15 protein-coding genes are annotated in these 19162 nt (G+C 55.9%); 6 read left to right on the top strand and 9 right to left on the bottom strand.

Annotated elements, in window-relative coordinates; translation table 11 throughout:
* Positions 1 to 55 precede the first annotated feature (55 nt).
* Complete coding sequence (locus SBO83_RS02510; protein ID WP_396130350.1) at positions 56 to 1306, bottom strand: nucleoside permease; 1251 nt, start codon at positions 1304 to 1306, stop codon at positions 56 to 58.
* 375 nt (positions 1307 to 1681) lie between these two features.
* Here SBO83_RS02510 and phoP point away from each other — a divergent pair, with 375 nt between their 5' ends.
* From phoP to SBO83_RS02495, 3 genes are all read left to right on the top strand, one after another.
* A complete protein-coding gene (gene phoP / locus SBO83_RS02505; RefSeq protein ID WP_353502526.1) occupies positions 1682 to 2356 on the top strand; it encodes a two-component system response regulator PhoP in 675 nt (224 codons plus the stop codon).
* A 19-nt stretch (positions 2357 to 2375) separates the two neighbouring features.
* The gene (gene phoQ / locus SBO83_RS02500; protein WP_396130349.1) at positions 2376 to 3830 is read left to right on the top strand and encodes a two-component system sensor histidine kinase PhoQ; all 1455 of its coding nucleotides are present in this window, start codon (positions 2376 to 2378) and stop codon (positions 3828 to 3830) included.
* A 128-nt stretch (positions 3831 to 3958) separates the two neighbouring features.
* Positions 3959 to 5080, top strand: a complete 1122-nt coding sequence (locus tag SBO83_RS02495; protein WP_396130348.1) for a ribosomal protein uL16 3-hydroxylase — start codon at positions 3959 to 3961, stop codon at positions 5078 to 5080.
* Positions 5081 to 5162: 82 nt separating this feature from the next.
* Here SBO83_RS02495 and pepT read toward each other — a convergent pair whose 3' ends face one another.
* The 5 genes from pepT to lolC form a co-directional block, all read right to left on the bottom strand.
* Positions 5163 to 6395, bottom strand: coding sequence for a peptidase T (gene pepT, locus SBO83_RS02490; RefSeq protein WP_396130347.1), 1233 nt, complete (start codon positions 6393 to 6395; stop codon positions 5163 to 5165).
* Between the two features lie 152 nt (positions 6396 to 6547).
* Positions 6548 to 7378: a Sir2 family NAD+-dependent deacetylase gene (gene cobB, locus SBO83_RS02485; RefSeq protein ID WP_353502530.1), complete on the bottom strand. Its 831-nt coding sequence runs from the start codon at positions 7376 to 7378 to the stop codon at positions 6548 to 6550.
* A 69-nt stretch (positions 7379 to 7447) separates the two neighbouring features.
* Complete coding sequence (lolE, locus tag SBO83_RS02480) at positions 7448 to 8698, bottom strand: lipoprotein-releasing ABC transporter permease subunit LolE (RefSeq protein ID WP_353502531.1); 1251 nt, start codon at positions 8696 to 8698, stop codon at positions 7448 to 7450.
* The gene (gene lolD, locus SBO83_RS02475) at positions 8698 to 9420 is read right to left on the bottom strand and encodes a lipoprotein-releasing ABC transporter ATP-binding protein LolD (RefSeq protein WP_034791345.1); all 723 of its coding nucleotides are present in this window, start codon (positions 9418 to 9420) and stop codon (positions 8698 to 8700) included. The genes lolE and lolD overlap by 1 nt, the downstream gene beginning before the upstream one ends.
* The gene (lolC, locus tag SBO83_RS02470) at positions 9413 to 10615 is read right to left on the bottom strand and encodes a lipoprotein-releasing ABC transporter permease subunit LolC (RefSeq protein WP_034791346.1); all 1203 of its coding nucleotides are present in this window, start codon (positions 10613 to 10615) and stop codon (positions 9413 to 9415) included. Before lolC ends, lolD begins: the two co-directional genes overlap by 8 nt.
* Positions 10616 to 10830: 215 nt before the next feature.
* Here lolC and mfd point away from each other — a divergent pair, with 215 nt between their 5' ends.
* From mfd to SBO83_RS02455, 3 genes are all read left to right on the top strand, one after another.
* Positions 10831 to 14274: a transcription-repair coupling factor gene (gene mfd / locus SBO83_RS02465; RefSeq protein ID WP_353503991.1), complete on the top strand. Its 3444-nt coding sequence runs from the start codon at positions 10831 to 10833 to the stop codon at positions 14272 to 14274.
* 160 nt (positions 14275 to 14434) lie between these two features.
* Positions 14435 to 15007 (top strand): nucleotidyltransferase family protein, encoded by a 573-nt coding sequence (locus tag SBO83_RS02460; RefSeq protein WP_396130345.1) that lies wholly within the window; start codon positions 14435 to 14437, stop codon positions 15005 to 15007.
* 12 nt (positions 15008 to 15019) lie between these two features.
* On the top strand, positions 15020 to 15985 hold the full coding sequence (locus tag SBO83_RS02455; protein WP_396130344.1) for an XdhC family protein: 966 nt from the start codon (positions 15020 to 15022) through the stop codon (positions 15983 to 15985).
* Between the two features lie 58 nt (positions 15986 to 16043).
* On the opposite strand, the gene SBO83_RS02450 is transcribed toward SBO83_RS02455, so the two are convergent.
* From SBO83_RS02450 to ycfP, 3 genes are all read right to left on the bottom strand, one after another.
* Complete coding sequence (locus SBO83_RS02450; protein WP_034791349.1) at positions 16044 to 16580, bottom strand: glycine zipper 2TM domain-containing protein; 537 nt, start codon at positions 16578 to 16580, stop codon at positions 16044 to 16046.
* 365 nt (positions 16581 to 16945) lie between these two features.
* Positions 16946 to 18253, bottom strand: a complete 1308-nt coding sequence (locus tag SBO83_RS02445) for an FAD-dependent oxidoreductase (RefSeq protein WP_396130343.1) — start codon at positions 18251 to 18253, stop codon at positions 16946 to 16948.
* A gap of 342 nt (positions 18254 to 18595) precedes the next feature.
* Positions 18596 to 19138, bottom strand: coding sequence for an alpha/beta hydrolase YcfP (ycfP, locus tag SBO83_RS02440; RefSeq protein WP_353502536.1), 543 nt, complete (start codon positions 19136 to 19138; stop codon positions 18596 to 18598).
* Positions 19139 to 19162 lie beyond the last annotated feature (24 nt).

Genomic DNA, 19162 nt, shown 5'->3' with positions numbered 1-19162 from the left:
TCTCCATAAATAGGACCACTGGCGAGCAGCGCGCCCGCCAGAGAAATCATTAAAATCAAGAACGTGCCAGTGTTACCGGTTCAATCGTTTTGCTGCGCTCGCGGAAGAACAGCAGGAATAACAGCATCACCGCGACCACCATCGCCGCGCCAACGCCCCACACGGCGAACCAGTCGAAAGTCATGCCGTTGCGCGGCGTAGTCAGGGCGAAAGTGGTCATCGCGCAGCCCCCCAGCCAGTTGCCGATAAAGCTGCCCAGCCCCTGGCAAATCAGGGTGATCAGCCCCTGTGCCGCGGTGCGCATGTGCGCCGGGGCCTTTTTATCGACATAGATATAGCCTGTGACGAAATAGAAGTCGTAGCTCACGCCGTGCAGTAGGATGCCGAGGAACAGCATGCTGTAGCCCCACACATCCTCGGTGCCGCCGTAGATAAAGAAGATGTAGCGAATGGCCGCCGTGATGAAGCCGAGCATCAGCACCTTCTTGATGCCGAAGCGTTTGAGCAGCAGCGGCAAGGCAAGCAGTGCAAAAATCTCCGAAACCTGACCCAGCGTCATCCAGCCGGTGGCTTCATTCAGCCCGACCTGCGTCAGATAGCCGTTGGCGAACTGGTAGTAAAACGCCAGCGGCATGCAGAACAGGAAGGAGCAAAGCGCGAAAATCGCGAAAGAACGGTCTTTCAGCATCGCCAGCGCATTCAGGCCAAACAGCGCCTTGATATCCACCGGGCCACTACCCTTGGCAGGCGTATCCGGTAGCCAGAAACTATAAAGCCCCAGCGCGATAGAGGCCGCGGCGGTCAGCCACAGTGGCAGGTTGGTATCAGAGATATTGCCCATGCCGAGCATCGGAGGCAGGACAAAACCGATGAACAGGCCCGAAGCAATCCAGCCCAAGGTGCCCAGCACGCGGATGCGCGGGAACTCTTTTTCGGGATCGCCAATGTTGGCGAACGCGATGCTATTAGTCAGCGCCACGGTAGGCATGTAGGTGATGGCATAGACCACCAGCAGCGGGAAGAAAGAGGAGAATTGGGTTTGCAGCGCGATGAAACACATCAACGCGCCCCCTGCCAATAAGAGCCAGGCGAGAACCTTTTGCGCGGCAAAATAGCGGTCAGCGATAACCCCTACCAATACCGGCGAGAGAATAGCGGCGATGGCGGTGCTGCTATAAGACCAGGCGATTTCAGATGGGCTAAAGCCCAGTTTATTGAGGTATTGCCAGAGAGGCACAAACCACGCCCCCCAGATAAACCATTCAATAAACATCATGACGGACAGCTTCAGATGGGTACGTTTCATTATTATATCCTTGCTGAATGAGACACCTTTAGCACGAATCTCAGGTCGGCTACAGGCAGATAAAGGCATCTATCAGATACCTTTATAATACCTTAATAATACATTTAAAATCTTACCGCGATCTTTCTCACATTTCCTGTCATCACTCCTGAGGGGCGTTTATAATTGGTTTAGCTTTCATTTAAGTTACCCCCCGTCGTGTTTATCTGGCGTTGAAGCAAATGTTTCTGGATACGTTAGAGTTGTGTCACGATTTATCCTCGAGATTTCAGCCAAATGGGCGTAACAATGCCTCTTACTCGCGCTAACAACCTCGGGATCACTATGCAAATATTGGCCGGGGTTCGTTGTACCCTGCATTAAAAAGGAGTTGTTATGCGAATTCTGGTTGTCGAAGACAATGCGCTGCTGCGCCATCACCTCTCGGTGCAAATGCGCGAAATGGGCCATCAGGTTGATGCTGCTGAAGACGCCAAGGAAGCCGACTACTTTTTACAGGAACACGCGCCGGATATTGCCATCGTTGACCTCGGCCTGCCCGGTGAAGATGGCCTGAGCCTGATCCAACGCTGGCGTAGTCATCAGGCAAAATTGCCGATTCTGGTGCTAACCGCCCGCGAAAGCTGGCAGGACAAAGTGGCCGTGCTGGAAGCGGGTGCTGACGATTACGTCACCAAACCTTTCCATTTGGAAGAGGTTATCGCCCGCATGCAGGCACTGATGCGCCGCAACAGCGGCCTGGCGTCACAGGTGATCACCCTCGCACCTTTCCAGATTGACCTGTCGCGCCGCGAACTCACCGTCAGCGAACAGCCGGTCAAACTGACCGCCTTTGAGTACACCATCATTGAAACCCTGATCCGCAATGCCGGTAAAGTGGTCAGCAAGGACTCCCTGATGCTGCAATTGTATCCTGATGCCGAGCTGCGTGAGAGCCACACCGTTGACGTATTGATGGGCCGTTTACGCAAAAAATTGCAGGCTGAATATCCTACCGACGTGATAACCACCGTGCGCGGTCAGGGTTATCGTTTCGACATTCGTCCGTAACGCCGTCGAGCACACTTTTATGAGATTTCGCAAAGGAAAGCCCTTCTCACTGCGCTCGCGTTTTATGGTCGCCACCGCTGGCGTGGTGCTGGCGCTGTCACTGGCTTACGGGCTGGTGGCGGTAGTCGGCTATATGGTCAGCTTCGACAAAACCGCCTACCGCCTGCTGCGCGGTGAAAGTAATCTGTTCTTCAGCCTTGCCCAGTGGCGCGATAACAAGCTGACAATTAATGTGCCGCCAGATTTGGATCTCAACTCGCCAACCTTAGTCTTTATCTATGACGACAAAGGCAACCTGCTGTGGGCCCAGCGCCGCGTGCCGGAGCTTGAGACGCATATCGACAAAGAGTGGATGAACAAGCCCGGTTTCTACGAAATCGACACGGACACCCAGGTCAGTAGCGAGGTCATTGGCGATAATCAACAAGCCAAAGACAAGCTGAAAAATTATGACGACACTGACGCCAACGCCCTCACCCACTCCATTGCGGTAAATACCTACTCGGCCACCTCGCGCCTGCCCGCGCTGAATATCGTGGTGGTAGATACCATCCCGCAAGAGCTACAGCGTTCCGATTTGGTGTGGGAGTGGTTCAGCTATGTGCTGATCGCCAACTTGCTGCTGGTTATCCCGCTGCTGTGGCTGGCGGCCTACTGGAGCCTGCGGCCCATTAAGGCGCTGATCCGGCAAGTGGCTGAGCTGGAAACCCACGAGCGCGAAGCCTTGGATGAAAACCCGCCGAGCGAGTTGAAAGGCTTGGTGCGCAATCTTAATACTCTGCTGCACGGCGAGCGCGAACGCTATGACCGCTATCGCACTACGCTGGCGGATTTGACCCACAGCCTGAAGACGCCGCTGGCAGTGTTGCAGTCCACGCTGCGCTCTCTGCGTAACGGCAAACAGATGACTATTGAACAGGCAGAACCCGTGATGTTGGAGCAAATTAGCCGCATTTCGCAGCAAATTGGCTACTATTTGCATCGCGCTACGCTGCGTTCCGAGCACAACATTTTGGTGCGCGAAGTGCATTCGGTGCCGGGCCTGCTCGACAGTTTATGTTCCGCCTTGAATAAGGTGTATCAGCGTAAAGGCGTGGCGCTGACGCTGGATATCTCGCCAGAAATCACCTTTATTGGCGAAAAGAATGACTTTATCGAAGTGATGGGCAATGTCATCGATAACGCCTGTAAATACTGTCTGGAGTTTGTCGAGATCAGCGCGGTGTATGCTGAGAAGCAGCTGGTGATCCTGATTGAAGATGACGGCCCCGGCATTCCCGAAAGCAAACGCGAAGTGATTTTCCAGCGCGGCCAGCGCGCTGATACGCTGCGCCCCGGCCAAGGATTAGGCTTATCCCTGGCCAGTGAAATTATTGAGCAATATGACGGCCAGATTATTATTGGCGACAGCCCGCTCGGCGGTGCAAGCATGCGGGTTTGCTTCGGTAAACAGCACGACGTGGACAACGATTAAGCTTTCCTCCGGCAATTCGTCCGAGTTACCGGTTATTAATGAAATTTGCAGGCGATTGCCCAATGCAGCCGCCTCGCCTTCCGTTATAATCCTCTCAGTGACTCTCATTTACGCCATGGAAAACATTTATGGATTATCAACTCGACTTGGACTGGAATGACTTTTTGCAGCGTTATTGGCAAAAACGTCCGGTGGTTCTTAAACGTGGCTTCAAAAACTTCATCGATCCTATCTCTCCAGACGAGCTGGCCGGACTGGCGATGGAGAACGAAGTCGACAGCCGTCTGGTCAGTCATGAAGACGGTCGCTGGCAGGTCAGCCACGGTCCCTTCGAAAGCTATGATCACCTCGGTGAAAATAACTGGTCGATTCTGGTTCAGGCGGTTGATCACTGGCATGAGCCCTCTTCCCACCTGATGCGTCCTTTCCGCCATATTCCTGACTGGCGTATGGATGACCTGATGATCTCCTATTCAGTGCCGGGCGGCGGCGTTGGCCCTCATCTGGACCAGTATGACGTGTTTATCATTCAGGGTACCGGCCGCCGTCGCTGGCGCGTTGGGGAGAAAATCCCCATGAAACAGCACTGCCCGCACCCGGATTTGCTTCAGGTTGAGCCGTTCGAAGCCATTATTGATGAAGAGCTTGAGCCGGGCGATATCGTCTATATTCCGCCGGGCTTCCCGCACGAAGGCTACTCGCTGGAACACGCCCTGAACTACTCGGTCGGTTTCCGCGCGCCGAACGCCCGCGAAATGCTCAGCGGCTTTGCCGACTATGTGCTCTCCCGAGAGCTTGGCAGTAAGCGTTATGGCGATCCAGAGCTGGTTGAGCGCGAGCACCCGGCGCAAATCCTGCCAAACGAACTGGACGGTCTGCGCAATATGATGCTGGAGCTGGCGGGCGACTCCGAGCACTTCAACAGCTGGTTTGGTGAGTTTATCTCCCAGTCGCGCCACGAGCTTGACTTAGCGCCGCCGGAGCCGCCTTATCAGGCCGGTGAAGTTTATGAGCTGCTGGAATCGGGCGAAACCTTGCAGCGCCTCGGCGGCCTGCGCGTGTTGCGCATCGGCGACGTGTGCTACGTCAATGGCGAAGCTATCATCACGGAGCAAGTTGCCGCCGCTGACGCCTTAACGCGTCACCTGACGGTAACTCGCGAGATGCTAGGCGACGCGCTGGATGACCCGTCATTCCTCGCATTGATCTCTGCGCTGGTGAACAGCGGCTACTGGTACTTCAATGATTAATCGTTGAAGTTAACCATATAAAAAAGGGTGCGTATCCTCGCGGAGCGCACCCTTTTTGTTTTCACTTCGCTAAACAGCAGAGTTATTTTTTGGCGTTGCTGGCCGTCAGTTCGGCAATACGCATCACCACGCTGACCGCCTTCTCCATCCCCTCCAGCGTGACAAACTCATGCTTGCCGTGGAAGTTGTAGCCGCCGGTGAAAATGTTCGGGCAAGGCAGGCCGCGGAAGGAGAGCTGCGCGCCGTCGGTGCCGCCGCGAATTGGCTTCATCAGCGGTTCGATTTCACAATCAATCATCGCCTGTTTGGCAATTTCAATGATGTGCGGATGCTGCGCCACTTTGTCGCGCATATTGTAATAATGGTCATCAAGAGTCACCTCGATATAGCAGTCGCGGTGCAGCCCTTCGCCCACCAGATGCGCGATATCGATGATTTTCTGCTTGCGCGCTTCAAAGTTCGCCTGATCGAAATCGCGAATAATGTAGTGCATTTCGGCGCGTTCGACCGAGCCTTTCATCGACGTCAGATGGTAGAAACCTTCGTAACCTTCTGTTTTTTCAGGTGTTTCATCAGCTGGCAGTTCGGCATGAATTCGTACCGCCAGCGACAAGGCGTTGACCATCACCCCTTTGGCGCTGCCGGGATGGACATTATTGCCGACAATTTTGATGGTCGCCGAGGCGGCGTTGAAATTCTCAAACTCCAGCTCCCCGACGCCACCGCCGTCCACGGTGTATGCCCATTGGGCGGCAAAAGCCGGGACGTCGAAAGACTGCGCGCCCTTGCCGATCTCTTCATCTGGGGTGAAAGCAATGCGCAGCGGCCCGTGCGGGATCGCGCTATTTTTCAGACGCGCCATGGCGGTAACGATAGTGGCGATGCCTGCTTTATCATCCGAGCCGAGCAGGGTTTTGCCGTCGGTGGTGATCAGCGTCTGGCCCAGCAGCTGGTGTAGCACCGGGAACATCACCGGCGAAAGCACTTCGTCGCCGTTACCCAGCGCAATATCACCACCGCGATAATTTTCAACAATTTGAGGATTGACGTGCTTCGCCGTGAAATCCGGCGCCGTGTCTAAATGAGAGATAAAGCCGATAGTCGGCACAGGCCAGTCGACATTGCCAGGCAAGGTTGCCATCACGCAGCCTTTGTCACTGAGCGTGACCTGATCAAGGCCGAGTGCAATCAATTCTTTCTGAAGTTCACGCGCCAGCTTCAGCTGCCCTTCCGTGCTAGGCGTGTGTCGAACGTTGACCTTCGATTGGGTATCAAACGAAACGTAGTGTAAGAAACGATCAAGCAACTTATCCATAATTAGGTATCCTCTAGCGACCGAGTTTTATTATGCGCAGCATGAATACCTCGGATATTGCGTCAGGTCAGTTTTCACCGAGTTTAGCCAATGAAGTCTTCTGCTCAGACGCAATTTTAGCAAAATGGAATGACAGACGAAAAAAAGCCCGGCTAGCGCCAGGCGTTTTCTTGTTTGGTCAGGAAGGCATGAATAAACTCAGGCACCACCTGACTGGCAAGGCCATACTTGCGTTCATCAAACTGGCTCTCCACCTGACTTGGCTCGAGATTCAGCTCAATGGTGTAAGCCCCGCCCATCTTGGCTTCGTGGACAAATCCCGCCGCCGGATAGACATGGCCCGAAGTGCCAATAGCGATAAAGAAATCCGCTTTCGCCAGCGCCTGATAAATCTCATCCATACCAATAGGCATTTCGCCGAACCACACCACGTGCGGGCGCAGCGGCGCGGGGAACTGGCAACAGTGGCATTTGTCATTCACCGACAGGTCGCCCGGCCAGTCGAACACTTGTCCGGAGTGGGTACAGCGCACTTTGAGCAATTCACCGTGCATATGCATCACGCGCTTGTTTCCGGCGCGCTCGTGCAAGTTATCGATGTTCTGCGTCACCAGCATAAAGTTATCGCCCAGCGCGTCTTCGAGCGTGGCTAAAGCGTGATGCGCCGCGTTGGGCTCAATCTCGGCGTTTTGCAACTGCTGGCGGCGAGCGTTGTAGAACGCCTGTACCAGTTCAGGATCGTTGCGATAGCCTTCCGGCGTCGCCACGTCCTCGACCTTGTGCTCTTCCCACAGGCCGTCGGCGGCGCGAAAGGTGCGGATGCCAGACTCAGCGGAGATCCCCGCCCCGGTCAGCACCACAACAAAAGGCCGCTTCAGCGATGCGGCGGCCATATTGTCTCGATGGAAAATATTTGAGCGAAAACGTTGGTGCCGTATGCGCTTGTTTTTGCGAAATCGACACAGACGATGGCGTGTGCGCATATGTGCTCCTGCTCTTGGAAACTTAGGTAAATCTTCTAACGCCTACTTTTAACAGTAGACGTCTTGGTATTACTGTCCGCCACTCAACACGCGCGCAGGATCTATCCGGCTGGCTCGTCTCGCTGGATACCAACTGGCCAGCAGGCTCAGTACCAGTGCGGTAAACAGTACGCCCGCTACGTCAATCCAGTGTAGCTCCGACGGTAAAAAGTCGATGAAATAGATATCGCCTGACAGGAACTTATGCCCGGTGAAGCTCTGCAATGCATTAATAATGTTGGTCAGTTGGAAGGAGGCGATAACCCCCACCACCACGCCAACGATGCTGCCCACCAGCCCGGAAAGTAAACCGTACCAGATGAACACCGCGCGAATAAGCCCGTCCTTGGCGCCCAGCGTGCGCAAAATCGCAATATCGCTACTTTTATCTTTTACCGCCATCACCAGCGTAGACACGATATTGAAACATGCCACTCCGATGACTAATACCATCGCCATATACATAATGGCGCGAACCATCTGAATATCGCGATACATGTAGCCGTAAGTGCCAATCCAACTGCTGATGTAGACATAAGCGTGGGTCACTTCGCCCGCATCTCGCACCAGCTTTTGCGCGGCAAATACGTCATTAACTTTGATATCAATCCCGGTGACGCTGCTGCCCATTTCCTGATACTGCTGGGCATCCGCCAGCGGCACCATGGCAAAGCTGTGGTCCAGCTGGCCACTGAGTTGCAGGATACCGGTAACGTGCAGGCGAATGCGCTTGGGCTGCAACAGCTTCATTTCAGGGTCGCTGTTCGGCACCATCACGGTGACCCAGTCATCCTGCTTCACGCCAATGGCATCCGCCACGCCTTTACCCAGAATCAGCTGCTGTTCACCGGCTTTAAAGTTTTTCCAGGCATCGCCCTGCACGAAGTTTGGCGCAGCGCTGACGCGTGATTCCTGCTGCGGATCCACCCCTTTCAGCTTGATGGCGCGCAGCTTAGCGCCGTGCTCAATCAGGCCGTTAAATTCAATATACGGGGCGGCGGCGGCAATGCCGGGCACTTTTTCTACGCGCTCCAGCACGCCCTGCCAGCCATTGAAAGGCTGATTAACCGGGCGAATTTCACCATGCGGCACCACGGCAAGAACGCGCTCTTTTAGCTCACGTTCAAAGCCGTTCATCGCGCTTAGACCGACGATCAGTACCGCCACGCCAAGGGCGATACCCAGCGTGGAGATAACCGAAATCAGCGACACCATGCCGCTACGGCGACGCCCGCGACTAAAACGCAGGCCAATTAATAGAGAAAAGGGAATGGCTGACATTACTTCGCTCCCAGCAGGGTCGAGTCCTGTTGCAGCTTGCCGTCACGCATCTCCAGCTGGCGATTCATCCGTTTCGCCAGTTGCAGGTCATGGGTGACCACCAGAAACGCCGTGCCCTGACGGACATTCAGCTCGCCGAGCAGGTCAAAGATACTATCAGCATTTTTCTGGTCGAGGTTACCGGTTGGCTCATCGGCCAGCACCAGCGACGGGCTGTTAACCAGCGCGCGGGCAATGGCGACGCGCTGACGCTCACCGCCGGACAGCTCGGACGGGCGGTGTTTGCTGCGGTGCTGTAAGCCCACCGCCGCCAGCATCGCCATGGCTTTCTCTTCCACTTCGGCCTTCTTGCCTTTGCCAATCAGCAGCGGCATGGCCACGTTTTCCAACGCGGTGAAGTCCGGCAGCAGGTGGTGGAACTGATAGATAAAGCCCAGCTCGCGGTTACGCAGCTCAGCCTTGGCGGCGGAGGACATGGTGTTAAGCGAGGTGTTTTTGAATACCACGTCACCCGAGGTTGGCGAGTCCAGACCGCCCAGCAGGTGCAGCAAGGTACTTTTACCCGATCCCGAACTGCCGACGATGGCCATCATTTCGCCCTGTTGAATGGCAAAAGAGACATCGCGCAGCACGTCGGTGTGCATTTTGCCTTCCTGATAGGTCTTACAGAGGTTTTCGCACTGCAATAAGATTCCGCCCTGCGACGATAAAATGTTACTCATAACGTAAAGCCTCTGCGGGTTGGGCGGCAGCTGCGCGCCACGAAGGGTAAAGCGTAGACAGTAGAGCGATGACCATGGCGACCAGCGCGATGACCACGACTTGCATAGGTTCGATATCGACCGGCAGTGAGCCGCCGTCCAGCATCAGGCCAAGAGCTGGCATAATGGTATTGAGCTGGGTCGCCAGCACCACGCCAAGCACGGCGCCGAGCAGCGCGCCGATGATCCCGGCACTCGCGCCCTGCACCATAAATAGCGCCATAATCTGGCGACGGGTCAGACCCTGAGTTTTCAGAATGGCCACCTCGCCCTGCTTCTCCATCACCAGCAGGCCGAGAGAAGTAATGATGTTAAACGCGGCGACTGCCACAATCAGGCTGAGCAGCAGGCCCATCATGTTCTTCTCCATGCGCACGGCCTGGAACAGCTCGCCGCGACGCTCGCGCCAATCTTTCCACTCGGTGCCCTGCGGCAGGGTTTGGGTGCTGAGGTTATCCACATCCAACGGCTGGTTGAGGTAAAGACGCCAGCCGGTCACGTTGCCTTTCGGATAGAGCATCAGGCGCGAGGCATCCTGCTGGTTAACCAGCATCTGGTAGCCATCTACTTCACTGTTCGCAGCAAAAGTGCCCGCCACGGTAAACAGGCGCTGGCTTGGAATGCGACCCATCGGCGTGAACTGGCTGACGCTGGTCACCATCAGGCGCAGCTGGTCGCCGCGTTTCACTTTCAACTGTTGTGCCAGCTGGTCGCCAAGAATGATGTTGTACTGGCCCGGTTGCAGCACCTGCTGATTGACCGCCACCATGTAGTTCGACAGCGGATCTTTTTCGTCAGGATTGACTCCGAGCATCACGCCAACGGCGACGCTACCCGGGCTTTGCAGCACCACATCGCCAGTGGTGAAAGGCACGGCGCGGTTGACGCCTTTCAGTCCGGCGACGGCGTCATGGTTGATTTTCTGCGGATCCAGCGAACCCTGTGCTGTGGTGACTAACGCCTGAGGCATCAGACCCAGAATGTTGTTTTCCAGATCCTTCTCAAAACCGTTCATGACCGACAAGACAGTAACCAGCGCCATCACCCCGAGGGTGATGCCAATAGTAGAAAGCCAGGAGACAAACCGCCCAAAGCGGTCTGAAGCACGTCCGCGCATATAGCGCAGACCTATGAATAACGCGACAGGTTGATACATGACATCCGTATTAAGTGCGTGGCGAAGACAAAAGTTGTCAAGGATAATAAAGGCTCGCTTGGCTTTATGGAACCATAATACCTAAAGTAATCGGTTAAACCTTTAAGCTTTCTGCCCAAAATAATTCGGGTTGACCCCGATTAGGAGCACGTCGCAAGATACGCTCTGTAAATCAGGTCCCTATGGCCGCCGACAACGAGATAACAACACTGCCTATGCCTCAAGATCATCGTTATTCTTTGCCTGAACGCGCTGGTGACACCCGAGTTCTTGGCCAACTGACTGGCTCAGCCTGCGCGCTGGAATGTGCCGACATCAGCGAGCGCCATGCAGGTCCGGTGATGCTTATTGCGCCCGACATGCAAAATGCCCTGCGCCTGCGCGATGAAATTCAGCAGTTCACCGACCTGAAAGTGATCAATATTTCCGACTGGGAAACGCTGCCATACGACAGCTTCTCGCCGCATCAGGAGATAATCTCCTCGCGCCTTTCCAGCCTGTACCAGCTGCCAACCCTCGAACGCGGCATCATTATTCTGCCGGTCAACACGCTGATGCAGCGCGTTTGCCCACACGAATTCTTGCACGGCCACGCGCTGGTGATGAAGAAAGGCCAGCAGCTCTCCCGCGACAAACTGCGCGCCCAGCTCGAACAGGCGGGGTATCGCAGCGTCGATCAGGTGATGGAGCACGGCGAATTCGCCACCCGCGGCGCCCTGCTCGACCTCTACCCGATGGGCAGCGACGAGCCTTATCGCATCGACTTCTTTGATGATGAAATCGACAGTCTGCGCGTGTTCGACGTTGATACCCAGCGCACGCTAAGCGAAGTGGAGCAGATTAACCTGCTGCCGGCGCACGAATTCCCGACCGACAAAAACGCCATCGAGCTGTTCCGCAGCCAGTGGCGCGAAAAGTTCGAAGTGCGCCGCGACGCTGAGCACGTTTATCAGCAAGTCAGCAAAGGCACCTTCCCGGCGGGGATCGAGTACTGGCAGCCGCTGTTCTTCAGCCAGCCTTTAAGCACGCTGTTTAGCTATCTGCCAAAAAACACCCTGCTGCTGAATACCGGCGATTTAGAAGGCGCAGCCGAGCGTTTCTGGCTCGACGCCAACCAGCGCTACGAGAGCCGCCGCGTTGACCCAATGCGCCCGCTGCTCGAGCCTGAAGCCCTGTGGCTGCGGGTGGATTCCCTATTTAGCGAGCTGAAAGCGTGGCCGCGCATTCAGTTAAAAACGGAAGAGTTGCCGAAGAAAGCCGCCAATACCAACCTGAGCTATCAGGCCCTGCCGGATCTGTCGGTTCAGCCGCAAAACAAAGCGCCGCTGGACAATTTGCGCCGCTTTAACGAGTCGTTCAGCGGCAGTTTGGTGTTCTCGGTTGAAAGCGAGGGACGCCGCGAAACGCTGCAAGACCTGCTGGCCCGTATCAAGCTTAACCCGACGCTGATCACCCGCATTGAGCAGGCCGCCACGGCGGGCCGCTACATTATGATTGGCGCCTGCGAGCGCGGTTTCCTCGACAGCGACAAACAGCTGGCGCTGATTTGCGAAAGCGACCTGCTGGGCGAACGCGTTGCCCGCCGCCGTCAGGACAGCCGCCGCGCCATCAACACCGACACGCTGATCCGCAACCTCGCCGAGCTGCGCCCCGGCCAGCCGGTGGTGCATATGGAGCACGGCGTCGGGCGCTATCAGGGCCTAACTACGCTGGAAACTGGCGGTTTCACCGCCGAATACCTGATCCTGACCTATTCGGGCGAAGACAAGCTGTACGTGCCGGTTTCCTCCCTGCACATGATCAGCCGCTACGCCGGTGGCGCGGATGAAAGCGCTCCGCTGCACAAACTGGGTGGCGAAGCCTGGTCGAAAGCGCGGCAAAAAGCCGCCGAGAAAGTGCGCGACGTCGCCGCAGAGCTGTTGGATATCTACGCCCAGCGCGAAGCCAAAAGCGGTTTTGCCTTCAAGCATGACAAGGAGCAGTATCAACTGTTCTGCCAGAGCTTCCCGTTCGAAACCACGCCAGATCAGGCGCAGGCTATCAACGCCGTGCTCACCGACATGACCCAGCCGCTGGCGATGGACCGTCTGGTGTGTGGCGACGTCGGCTTCGGCAAGACCGAAGTGGCGATGCGCGCGGCGTTTCTGGCGGTATCGAATAACAAGCAGGTGGCGGTGCTGGTGCCAACTACCCTGCTGGCGCAGCAGCACTTCGACAACTTCCGCGACCGCTTTGCTAATTGGCCGATTCGCATTGAGATGATGTCGCGATTTCGCAGCGCCAAAGAGCAGAACGCGGTGCTGGAGCAGGCGGTGGACGGCAAGGTGGATATCATCATCGGCACCCACAAGCTGTTGCAGAGCGATTTGCACTGGAAAGACCTCGGCCTGCTGATTGTCGACGAAGAGCACCGTTTCGGCGTGCGCCACAAAGAGCGAATTAAGGCGATGCGCGCCGATGTGGACATCCTGACGCTGACCGCCACCCCTATCCCACGTACGCTGAATATGGCGATGAGCGGCATGCGCGACCTGTCGATTATCGCCACGCCACCGGCGCGCCGTCTGGCGGTGAAAACCTTCGTGCGCGAGTACGATAGTCTGGTGGTTCGCGAGGCGATTCTGCGCGAAGTGCTGCGTGGCGGGCAGGTTTACTACCTGTACAACGATGTTGAAAACATTGAAAAAGCCGCCGACCGGCTGGCCGAGCTAGTGCCGGAAGCGCGCATTGCTATTGGCCACGGCCAGATGCGCGAACGCGACCTTGAACGGGTGATGAACGACTTCCACCACCAGCGTTTTAACGTGCTGGTCTGCACCACGATCATCGAAACCGGTATCGATATTCCGAGCGCCAACACCATTATCATTGAGCGCGCCGACCATCTCGGCCTGGCGCAGCTGCACCAGCTGCGCGGTCGCGTCGGCCGTTCGCACCATCAGGCTTATGCCTACCTGCTGACGCCGCCGCCAAAAGCCATGTCTACCGACGCGCACAAGCGTCTGGAAGCCATTGCGTCACTGGAAGATCTTGGCGCAGGCTTCGCGCTGGCCACCCATGATTTGGAAATTCGCGGGGCCGGTGAGCTGCTGGGAGAAGGCCAAAGCGGCCAGATGACCAGCATCGGCTTCACGCTGTACATGGAGTTGTTGGAGAACGCCGTCGAGGCGCTGAAAGAGGGCCGCGAGCCGTCGCTGGAAGATTTAACCACCAGCCAAACCGATGTCGAAATGCGCATGCCGGCCCTGCTGCCGGAGGATTTCATCCCTGACGTCAACACTCGCCTGTCGCTGTACAAACGCATCGCCAGCGCCCGTAGCGAAGGGGAAGTGGACGAGCTGCGCGTTGAGCTGATTGACCGTTTTGGCACCCTGCCGGACGGCGCGCGCAACCTGCTACACATCGCCGTGCTGCGCCTGAAGGCCAAAGAGCTGGGCATCAAGCGTATTGAGGGCAATGAGCGCGGCGGGTTTGTGGAGTTCAGCGAGAAGAACCGCGTCGATCCGGGCTATCTGATTGGCCTGTTGCAGAAACAGCCGCAGGTGTATCGCCTCGACGGGCCGACCAAGCTGAAGTTCATGATTGACCTGACGGACCGGCCAAAGCGTTTGAAATTTGTTGATGATCTACTGGAAGCCTTTAGCGAACATCTGGTTTAACCACTAAAAGCTTCACCCAAAGCCTGTGTCAGCCAATGCTGCCACAGGCTTTTTTATGCCTTTCTCGGTGAACAACATCATCGGTCAAAACCCTTTTTTAAGAATTCATTTACACTAACCCTGTATTTTAGACTCCAGCCAGCAAACCAAGGGATTAGCAGTGATAGGGATAATTTTACTGGCTGCCGGTAGCGCCAGCCGCTTCCGCGCCGCCGGAGGCCAAGGCAATAAGCTCAACGCCAGCCTGCCGGGCAACACATCAAGCCTCTTCGCCACGACCTTACAGCAGGCGCTGACCAGCGGATTGCCGGTGCATGTCGTCACTCGTCCTGACAACCAACAGGTGCAGGCCGAGTGTGCCAAGGCTGGCGTGACCACCACCCTGCTCGACAGCGCCGGAAGTGGCGACTCCATTGCCGCCGGGGTAAAGGCTACCCAGCACTGGTCCGGCTGGCTGGTGCATCTCGCCGACATGCCTTTCGTGCCCGCCGCCCTCTTCCTGCGCGTCTCTCAGGCGTTGCAAAAAACCTGCACTGCACGCCCTTATTGGCAAGAGCAGCCGGGCCATCCGGTCGGCTTTAGCAGCATGCTGCGCGACGAGCTGCTTGCCCTGCGCGGCGACGCGGGCGCGCGTGAACTGCTGGAGAGATACCCCGCGCTGGCCATTGCCGCCGACGGCCCTACAACCTTCATCGATATCGATCTTCCCGCCCAGCTTGGTAACGCGCTTTAGACAGGAACTCTTATGCAACACCTTGATATTCAGGTTATCGAACGGGCGGAAGAGTGGCTTCAGCAGCAGCCGGTCTGGCTGTGTACCGTGCTCACCACCTATGGATCTTCGCCGCGGGCGCCGGGTGCGCTGTTGGCGGCGACGCGCGATGGCTCATACTGCGGCTCGCTCTCCGGCGGCTGCGTGGAGGATGATTTTCTACAACGCATTGCCGAGGATGAGTATCTGGCGGCCAGTCAGGTGATTCGCTATGGCGAAGGAGGCATGACGCCCAACGTCGCCCTGCCCTGCGGCGGCTCGCTCGACGTGCTGGTGGAGTATCTTCCCGCCTCGGATTCAAGCCGAGAGTACCTGTCGCGCATGGCGCAGGCCCTTCGCGGGCACTACGCCCTGAATAAAACCCTGACGCTGCCTCAGGCTTGCGACCATCTGGCGCTGACCGGCTACCACAGCCACACCAAAGTCAGCCGCCAGGGCAATAATATTCAGCTACATATTGCCGCCGCGCCGCGCCTGCTGATCGCCGGATTATCCAGCGTGGCCCTTTACTGCGCCGATTTCGCCTGCGCCTTGGGGTTCGAAGTGGTGGTGTGCGAATGCCGTGAAGAGGTGCTGGAGAACTTCGTCTCAATGTTGAAAGCCGATGTGAAGTTAGAACACAGCTTCCCGGCGAAATACCTAGAGGACCATGGCTGCCACGCCAATACCGCCATTGTGGCGCTGACCCATGACCCGCGAATGGACGATTTAACCCTGATGGAAGCCGTGAACACGCCAGCCTTTTATATTGGCGCCATGGGTTCACAGCTTAACAGCGCCCGCCGTCGGGAAAGGCTACGCAATATTGCACAATTCGCTCCTGAAGATTTCGAGCGGCTGCACGCCCCCGTCGGGTTAAATATCGGCAGTAAGACCCCGGCGGAGATAGCGCTGGCAGTGATGGCCGATATTGTGAAACACAAAAACGGCACGGCCTGAAAACAAAAAAGCCTGAAGCATTTGCCCCAGGCTTTTTTCTGCGTCGAACGGCGTGCTATTAGCTGCGGGTAAGCTGCAACTGGCCGCTTTTATCCAACGGGATTTGCGTGCCTGGATCATGGTCCATACGCACTTTGCCTTGCTGGTTGCCGATTTTATAGGTCACGTCATAACCCAGCATTTTTTCTGACTTGTCGTAAACGGTGTTACAACGCTGCTGCTGAGTGGTGTAAGTGTCACCTTCCTGCATGCTGCTTTGAACCCGGTTACCGGCATAGCCGCCGCCCAGTGCGCCCGCGATGGTCGCAACATCACGACCACGACCGCCACCAAACTGATGACCCAGTACGCCACCGGCGACCGCACCCAGTACGGAACCGGCAATCTGATGCTCATCCTGCACAGGGCGTCTGTGGGTAACAGTCACGTTACGGCACTCCTGGCGTGGAGTTTTCAGCGTTTCTTTAATCGGCGTCGCGCTGAGCACTTGTGCATACTCTGGGCCAGATGAAAAAACATTCATACTTGCGACAGCTGCAATACCGAGCGCAGCCGCTACACCAATACCTACGCCAGCTAACATTGACTTGTTCACAGGACATCCTCCTGAAATGTTACCACGCATTTTGTCTCCCGCTGCCGGAGTGGCTGACGCTGTACGCCAGCGTCAAGAGACAAAACCTCAAAGGGCTAGGCCGCTAGGTTGAGGGATCGGCGTGCGTGAATCGCCGTCTGTAAACAATGCAAAGTCTGCACAATGTTTCCTATTCCGACAATAAGATTTAGGGATGAAAAGCGCGGGTTTATAAGGCAGAAATGCTTGTTTAGGAGAATTCTTAGCTAGCGAAGGGATTTATATAACATCTTATGCTGAATTGAACCGGCTGGCTGGCAAAAAGAAAAAAGCCTGTTAATACAGGCTTTTTGATTCATCAGTGCTTAAGGCCATGCCCTACAGCATTAATGCAATTTCAGGCGCGGGCGAATCACTTTGTTAATGCCGCCCACCAGCATCATCAGGCCGGTTTTGGCGTAGCCGTGCAGTGCAATCTGGTGCATACGGTAGAGAGAAACATACACGATACGCGCCAGACGCCCTTCGACCATCATCGAGCCTTTCATTAGGTTGCCCATCAGGCTGCCGACGGTGCTAAAGCGCGACAGCGATACCAATGAGCCGTGGTCTTTATAGACATAGTCTTTCAGGCTATGGCCGTTGCGCTGCGCCATGATGTTGTCGAAGCAGCGCGACGCCATCTGGTGAGCAGACTGCGCGCGAGGAGGCACGAAGCCGCCGCTCTTTTGCGGGCATGACGCGCAGTCGCCGATGGCGAAGATGTTCGGGTCGCGAGTGGTTTGCAGCGTTGGCTCAACCACCAGCTGGTTGATACGGTTGGTTTCCAGCCCGGCGATATCTTTCATAAAGTCCGGTGCTTTGATCCCCGCCGCCCACACCATCAGGTCAGCGTCGATAAACTCGCCGTCTTTAGTGTTCAAGCCATTGGCATCGGCACTGGTGACCATGGTTTTGGTCAGCACGCGCACGCCAATCTTAGTGAGTTCCTGATGCGCCGCCGCAGAAATGCGCGGTGGCAGTGCAGGAAGAATACGCTCGCCCGCTTCCACCAGCGTGACGTTAAGCGCCTGATTATCCAGACCTTCAAAGCCATAGCTGTGCAGCTGTTTCACCGCGTTATGCAGCTCGGCGGACAGCTCAACGCCGGTCGCCCCGCCGCCGACAATGGCGATATTCACCTTCTTCTGCTTGTCAGGGTTTGCAGAGAATTTGAGGAACAGATTGAGCATTTCGTTGTGGAAACGGTGTGCCTGATGGGGGTTGTCCAAGAAGATGCAGTTCTCTTTGACGCCCGGCGTGCCGAAGTCGTTTGAGGTACTGCCCAGCGCCATGACCAAAGTGTCATAGGCGATATCACGCGCGGGCACCAGCACTTCGCCGTTCTTCTCGTCGCGGATCTCAGCCAGCTGTAGGGTCTGAGCCTCGCGATCGATATTGATCAGAGAACCAATCTGGAAGTTAAAACCGTGATTCCGCGCATGGGCCAGATAGCTCAGGGCATCCACGCCGTCATCCAGACTGCCGGTTGCTACTTCATGCAGCAAAGGTTTCCATAAATGGCTGTGGTTGCGATCCACTAAGATGATTTCTGCTTTCTTCTTACGGCCCAGTTTATGGCCCAGGCTGGTCGCCAGTTCCAATCCACCCGCTCCGCCGCCAATAATGACAATTTTCTTCATAGTAGCAGTCAAATGACCCCCTCAAATGTGAACCAATTGTTATCTAAGAGTAAAATTAATATCCTTAGATTACATAGGGTTGGCTTAAGTTAATTCGGTATCTTTCCCGAGAATAACACGCGTGGTGATTTGGTCATACCAAAATTGACCTACATCAATTTAAATTCATTTGGCTAATTTTAGTTACGGAAATGGCACGGCTTTTGACCGTTTTTAATCAGGGAGTTAGCGCGCAGAAAGTCGAGAAAAAAGTCCTGCCTCAGTGGCAAGTTTAGGGGAGTTCGGTCAGGCAAAAAGTTAAAAAACGGCCGCAAATGTGATTCGCTGGCCGTTTTTTTGTTACTCGTCGCAAACTCAGGCGAGGTTTTTGAAGGCTTTGATGCGTTGCAGGTGTGGCGAGATATCTTTGAATTTGTGGCCCTGCTTGTCGTCCCAGACAATCTCATAGTAATGGTGCAGCGCGCTGGCGCTTTCATTGCTGTCGAGCACGCCATCCTCGCGGGATAAAATCACCAGACAGCGATCGCGGTTTTTCTCGCGAAAATCGCTGACGCACTTGGTGGCGATGTCCAGATACTCTTCCGGGCGGTCGATTTTGCCGGTCATATTATCCTGCGGCGCAAGGTTCGGGTTGAACATCACCTGACGAATCCCGCACAGGAAGCCGATACGCTCGGCCCAGAAACCGCCCAGCCCCACGCCGCAAATCAGCGCCCGCTGATCGCCGGATTGCTGAATGGCTTTATCCACTTCTTTTAACAAATGCTGCATGTCGTGACGCGGATGAAGCGTGCTGTAGCTGATGAAGCGAACGTCCGGGTCGATAAACTGGAGTTGCAGCACCTTTTCATGGTTGCCGGGGCTGGTTGAGTCAAAGCCATGCAAATAAATGATCATCGTTTTCCTCGTCCTGACTGTGCG

Source organism: Ewingella allii, from assembly GCF_044430645.1.
Taxonomy (GTDB): Bacteria; Pseudomonadota; Gammaproteobacteria; order Enterobacterales; family Enterobacteriaceae; genus Ewingella; species Ewingella allii.
This window is presented reverse-complemented; position numbering and strand designations above follow the sequence as displayed.

Coding starts and splice junctions, on each gene's coding strand:
- phoP (WP_353502526.1), top strand. CDS start 1,682: ATGCGAATTCTGGTTGTCGAAGACAATGCGCTGCTGCGCCATCACCTC.
- lolD (WP_034791345.1), bottom strand. CDS start 9,420: ATGAGTAACATTTTATCGTCGCAGGGCGGAATCTTATTGCAGTGCGAA.
- ycfP (WP_353502536.1), bottom strand. CDS start 19,138: ATGATCATTTATTTGCATGGCTTTGACTCAACCAGCCCCGGCAACCAT.
- lolC (WP_034791346.1), bottom strand. CDS start 10,615: ATGTATCAACCTGTCGCGTTATTCATAGGTCTGCGCTATATGCGCGGA.
- SBO83_RS02510 (WP_396130350.1), bottom strand. CDS start 1,306: ATGAAACGTACCCATCTGAAGCTGTCCGTCATGATGTTTATTGAATGG.
- mfd (WP_353503991.1), top strand. CDS start 10,831: ATGCCTCAAGATCATCGTTATTCTTTGCCTGAACGCGCTGGTGACACC.
- phoQ (WP_396130349.1), top strand. CDS start 2,376: ATGAGATTTCGCAAAGGAAAGCCCTTCTCACTGCGCTCGCGTTTTATG.
- SBO83_RS02455 (WP_396130344.1), top strand. CDS start 15,020: ATGCAACACCTTGATATTCAGGTTATCGAACGGGCGGAAGAGTGGCTT.
- SBO83_RS02495 (WP_396130348.1), top strand. CDS start 3,959: ATGGATTATCAACTCGACTTGGACTGGAATGACTTTTTGCAGCGTTAT.
- cobB (WP_353502530.1), bottom strand. CDS start 7,378: ATGCGCACACGCCATCGTCTGTGTCGATTTCGCAAAAACAAGCGCATA.
- pepT (WP_396130347.1), bottom strand. CDS start 6,395: ATGGATAAGTTGCTTGATCGTTTCTTACACTACGTTTCGTTTGATACC.
- lolE (WP_353502531.1), bottom strand. CDS start 8,698: ATGTCAGCCATTCCCTTTTCTCTATTAATTGGCCTGCGTTTTAGTCGC.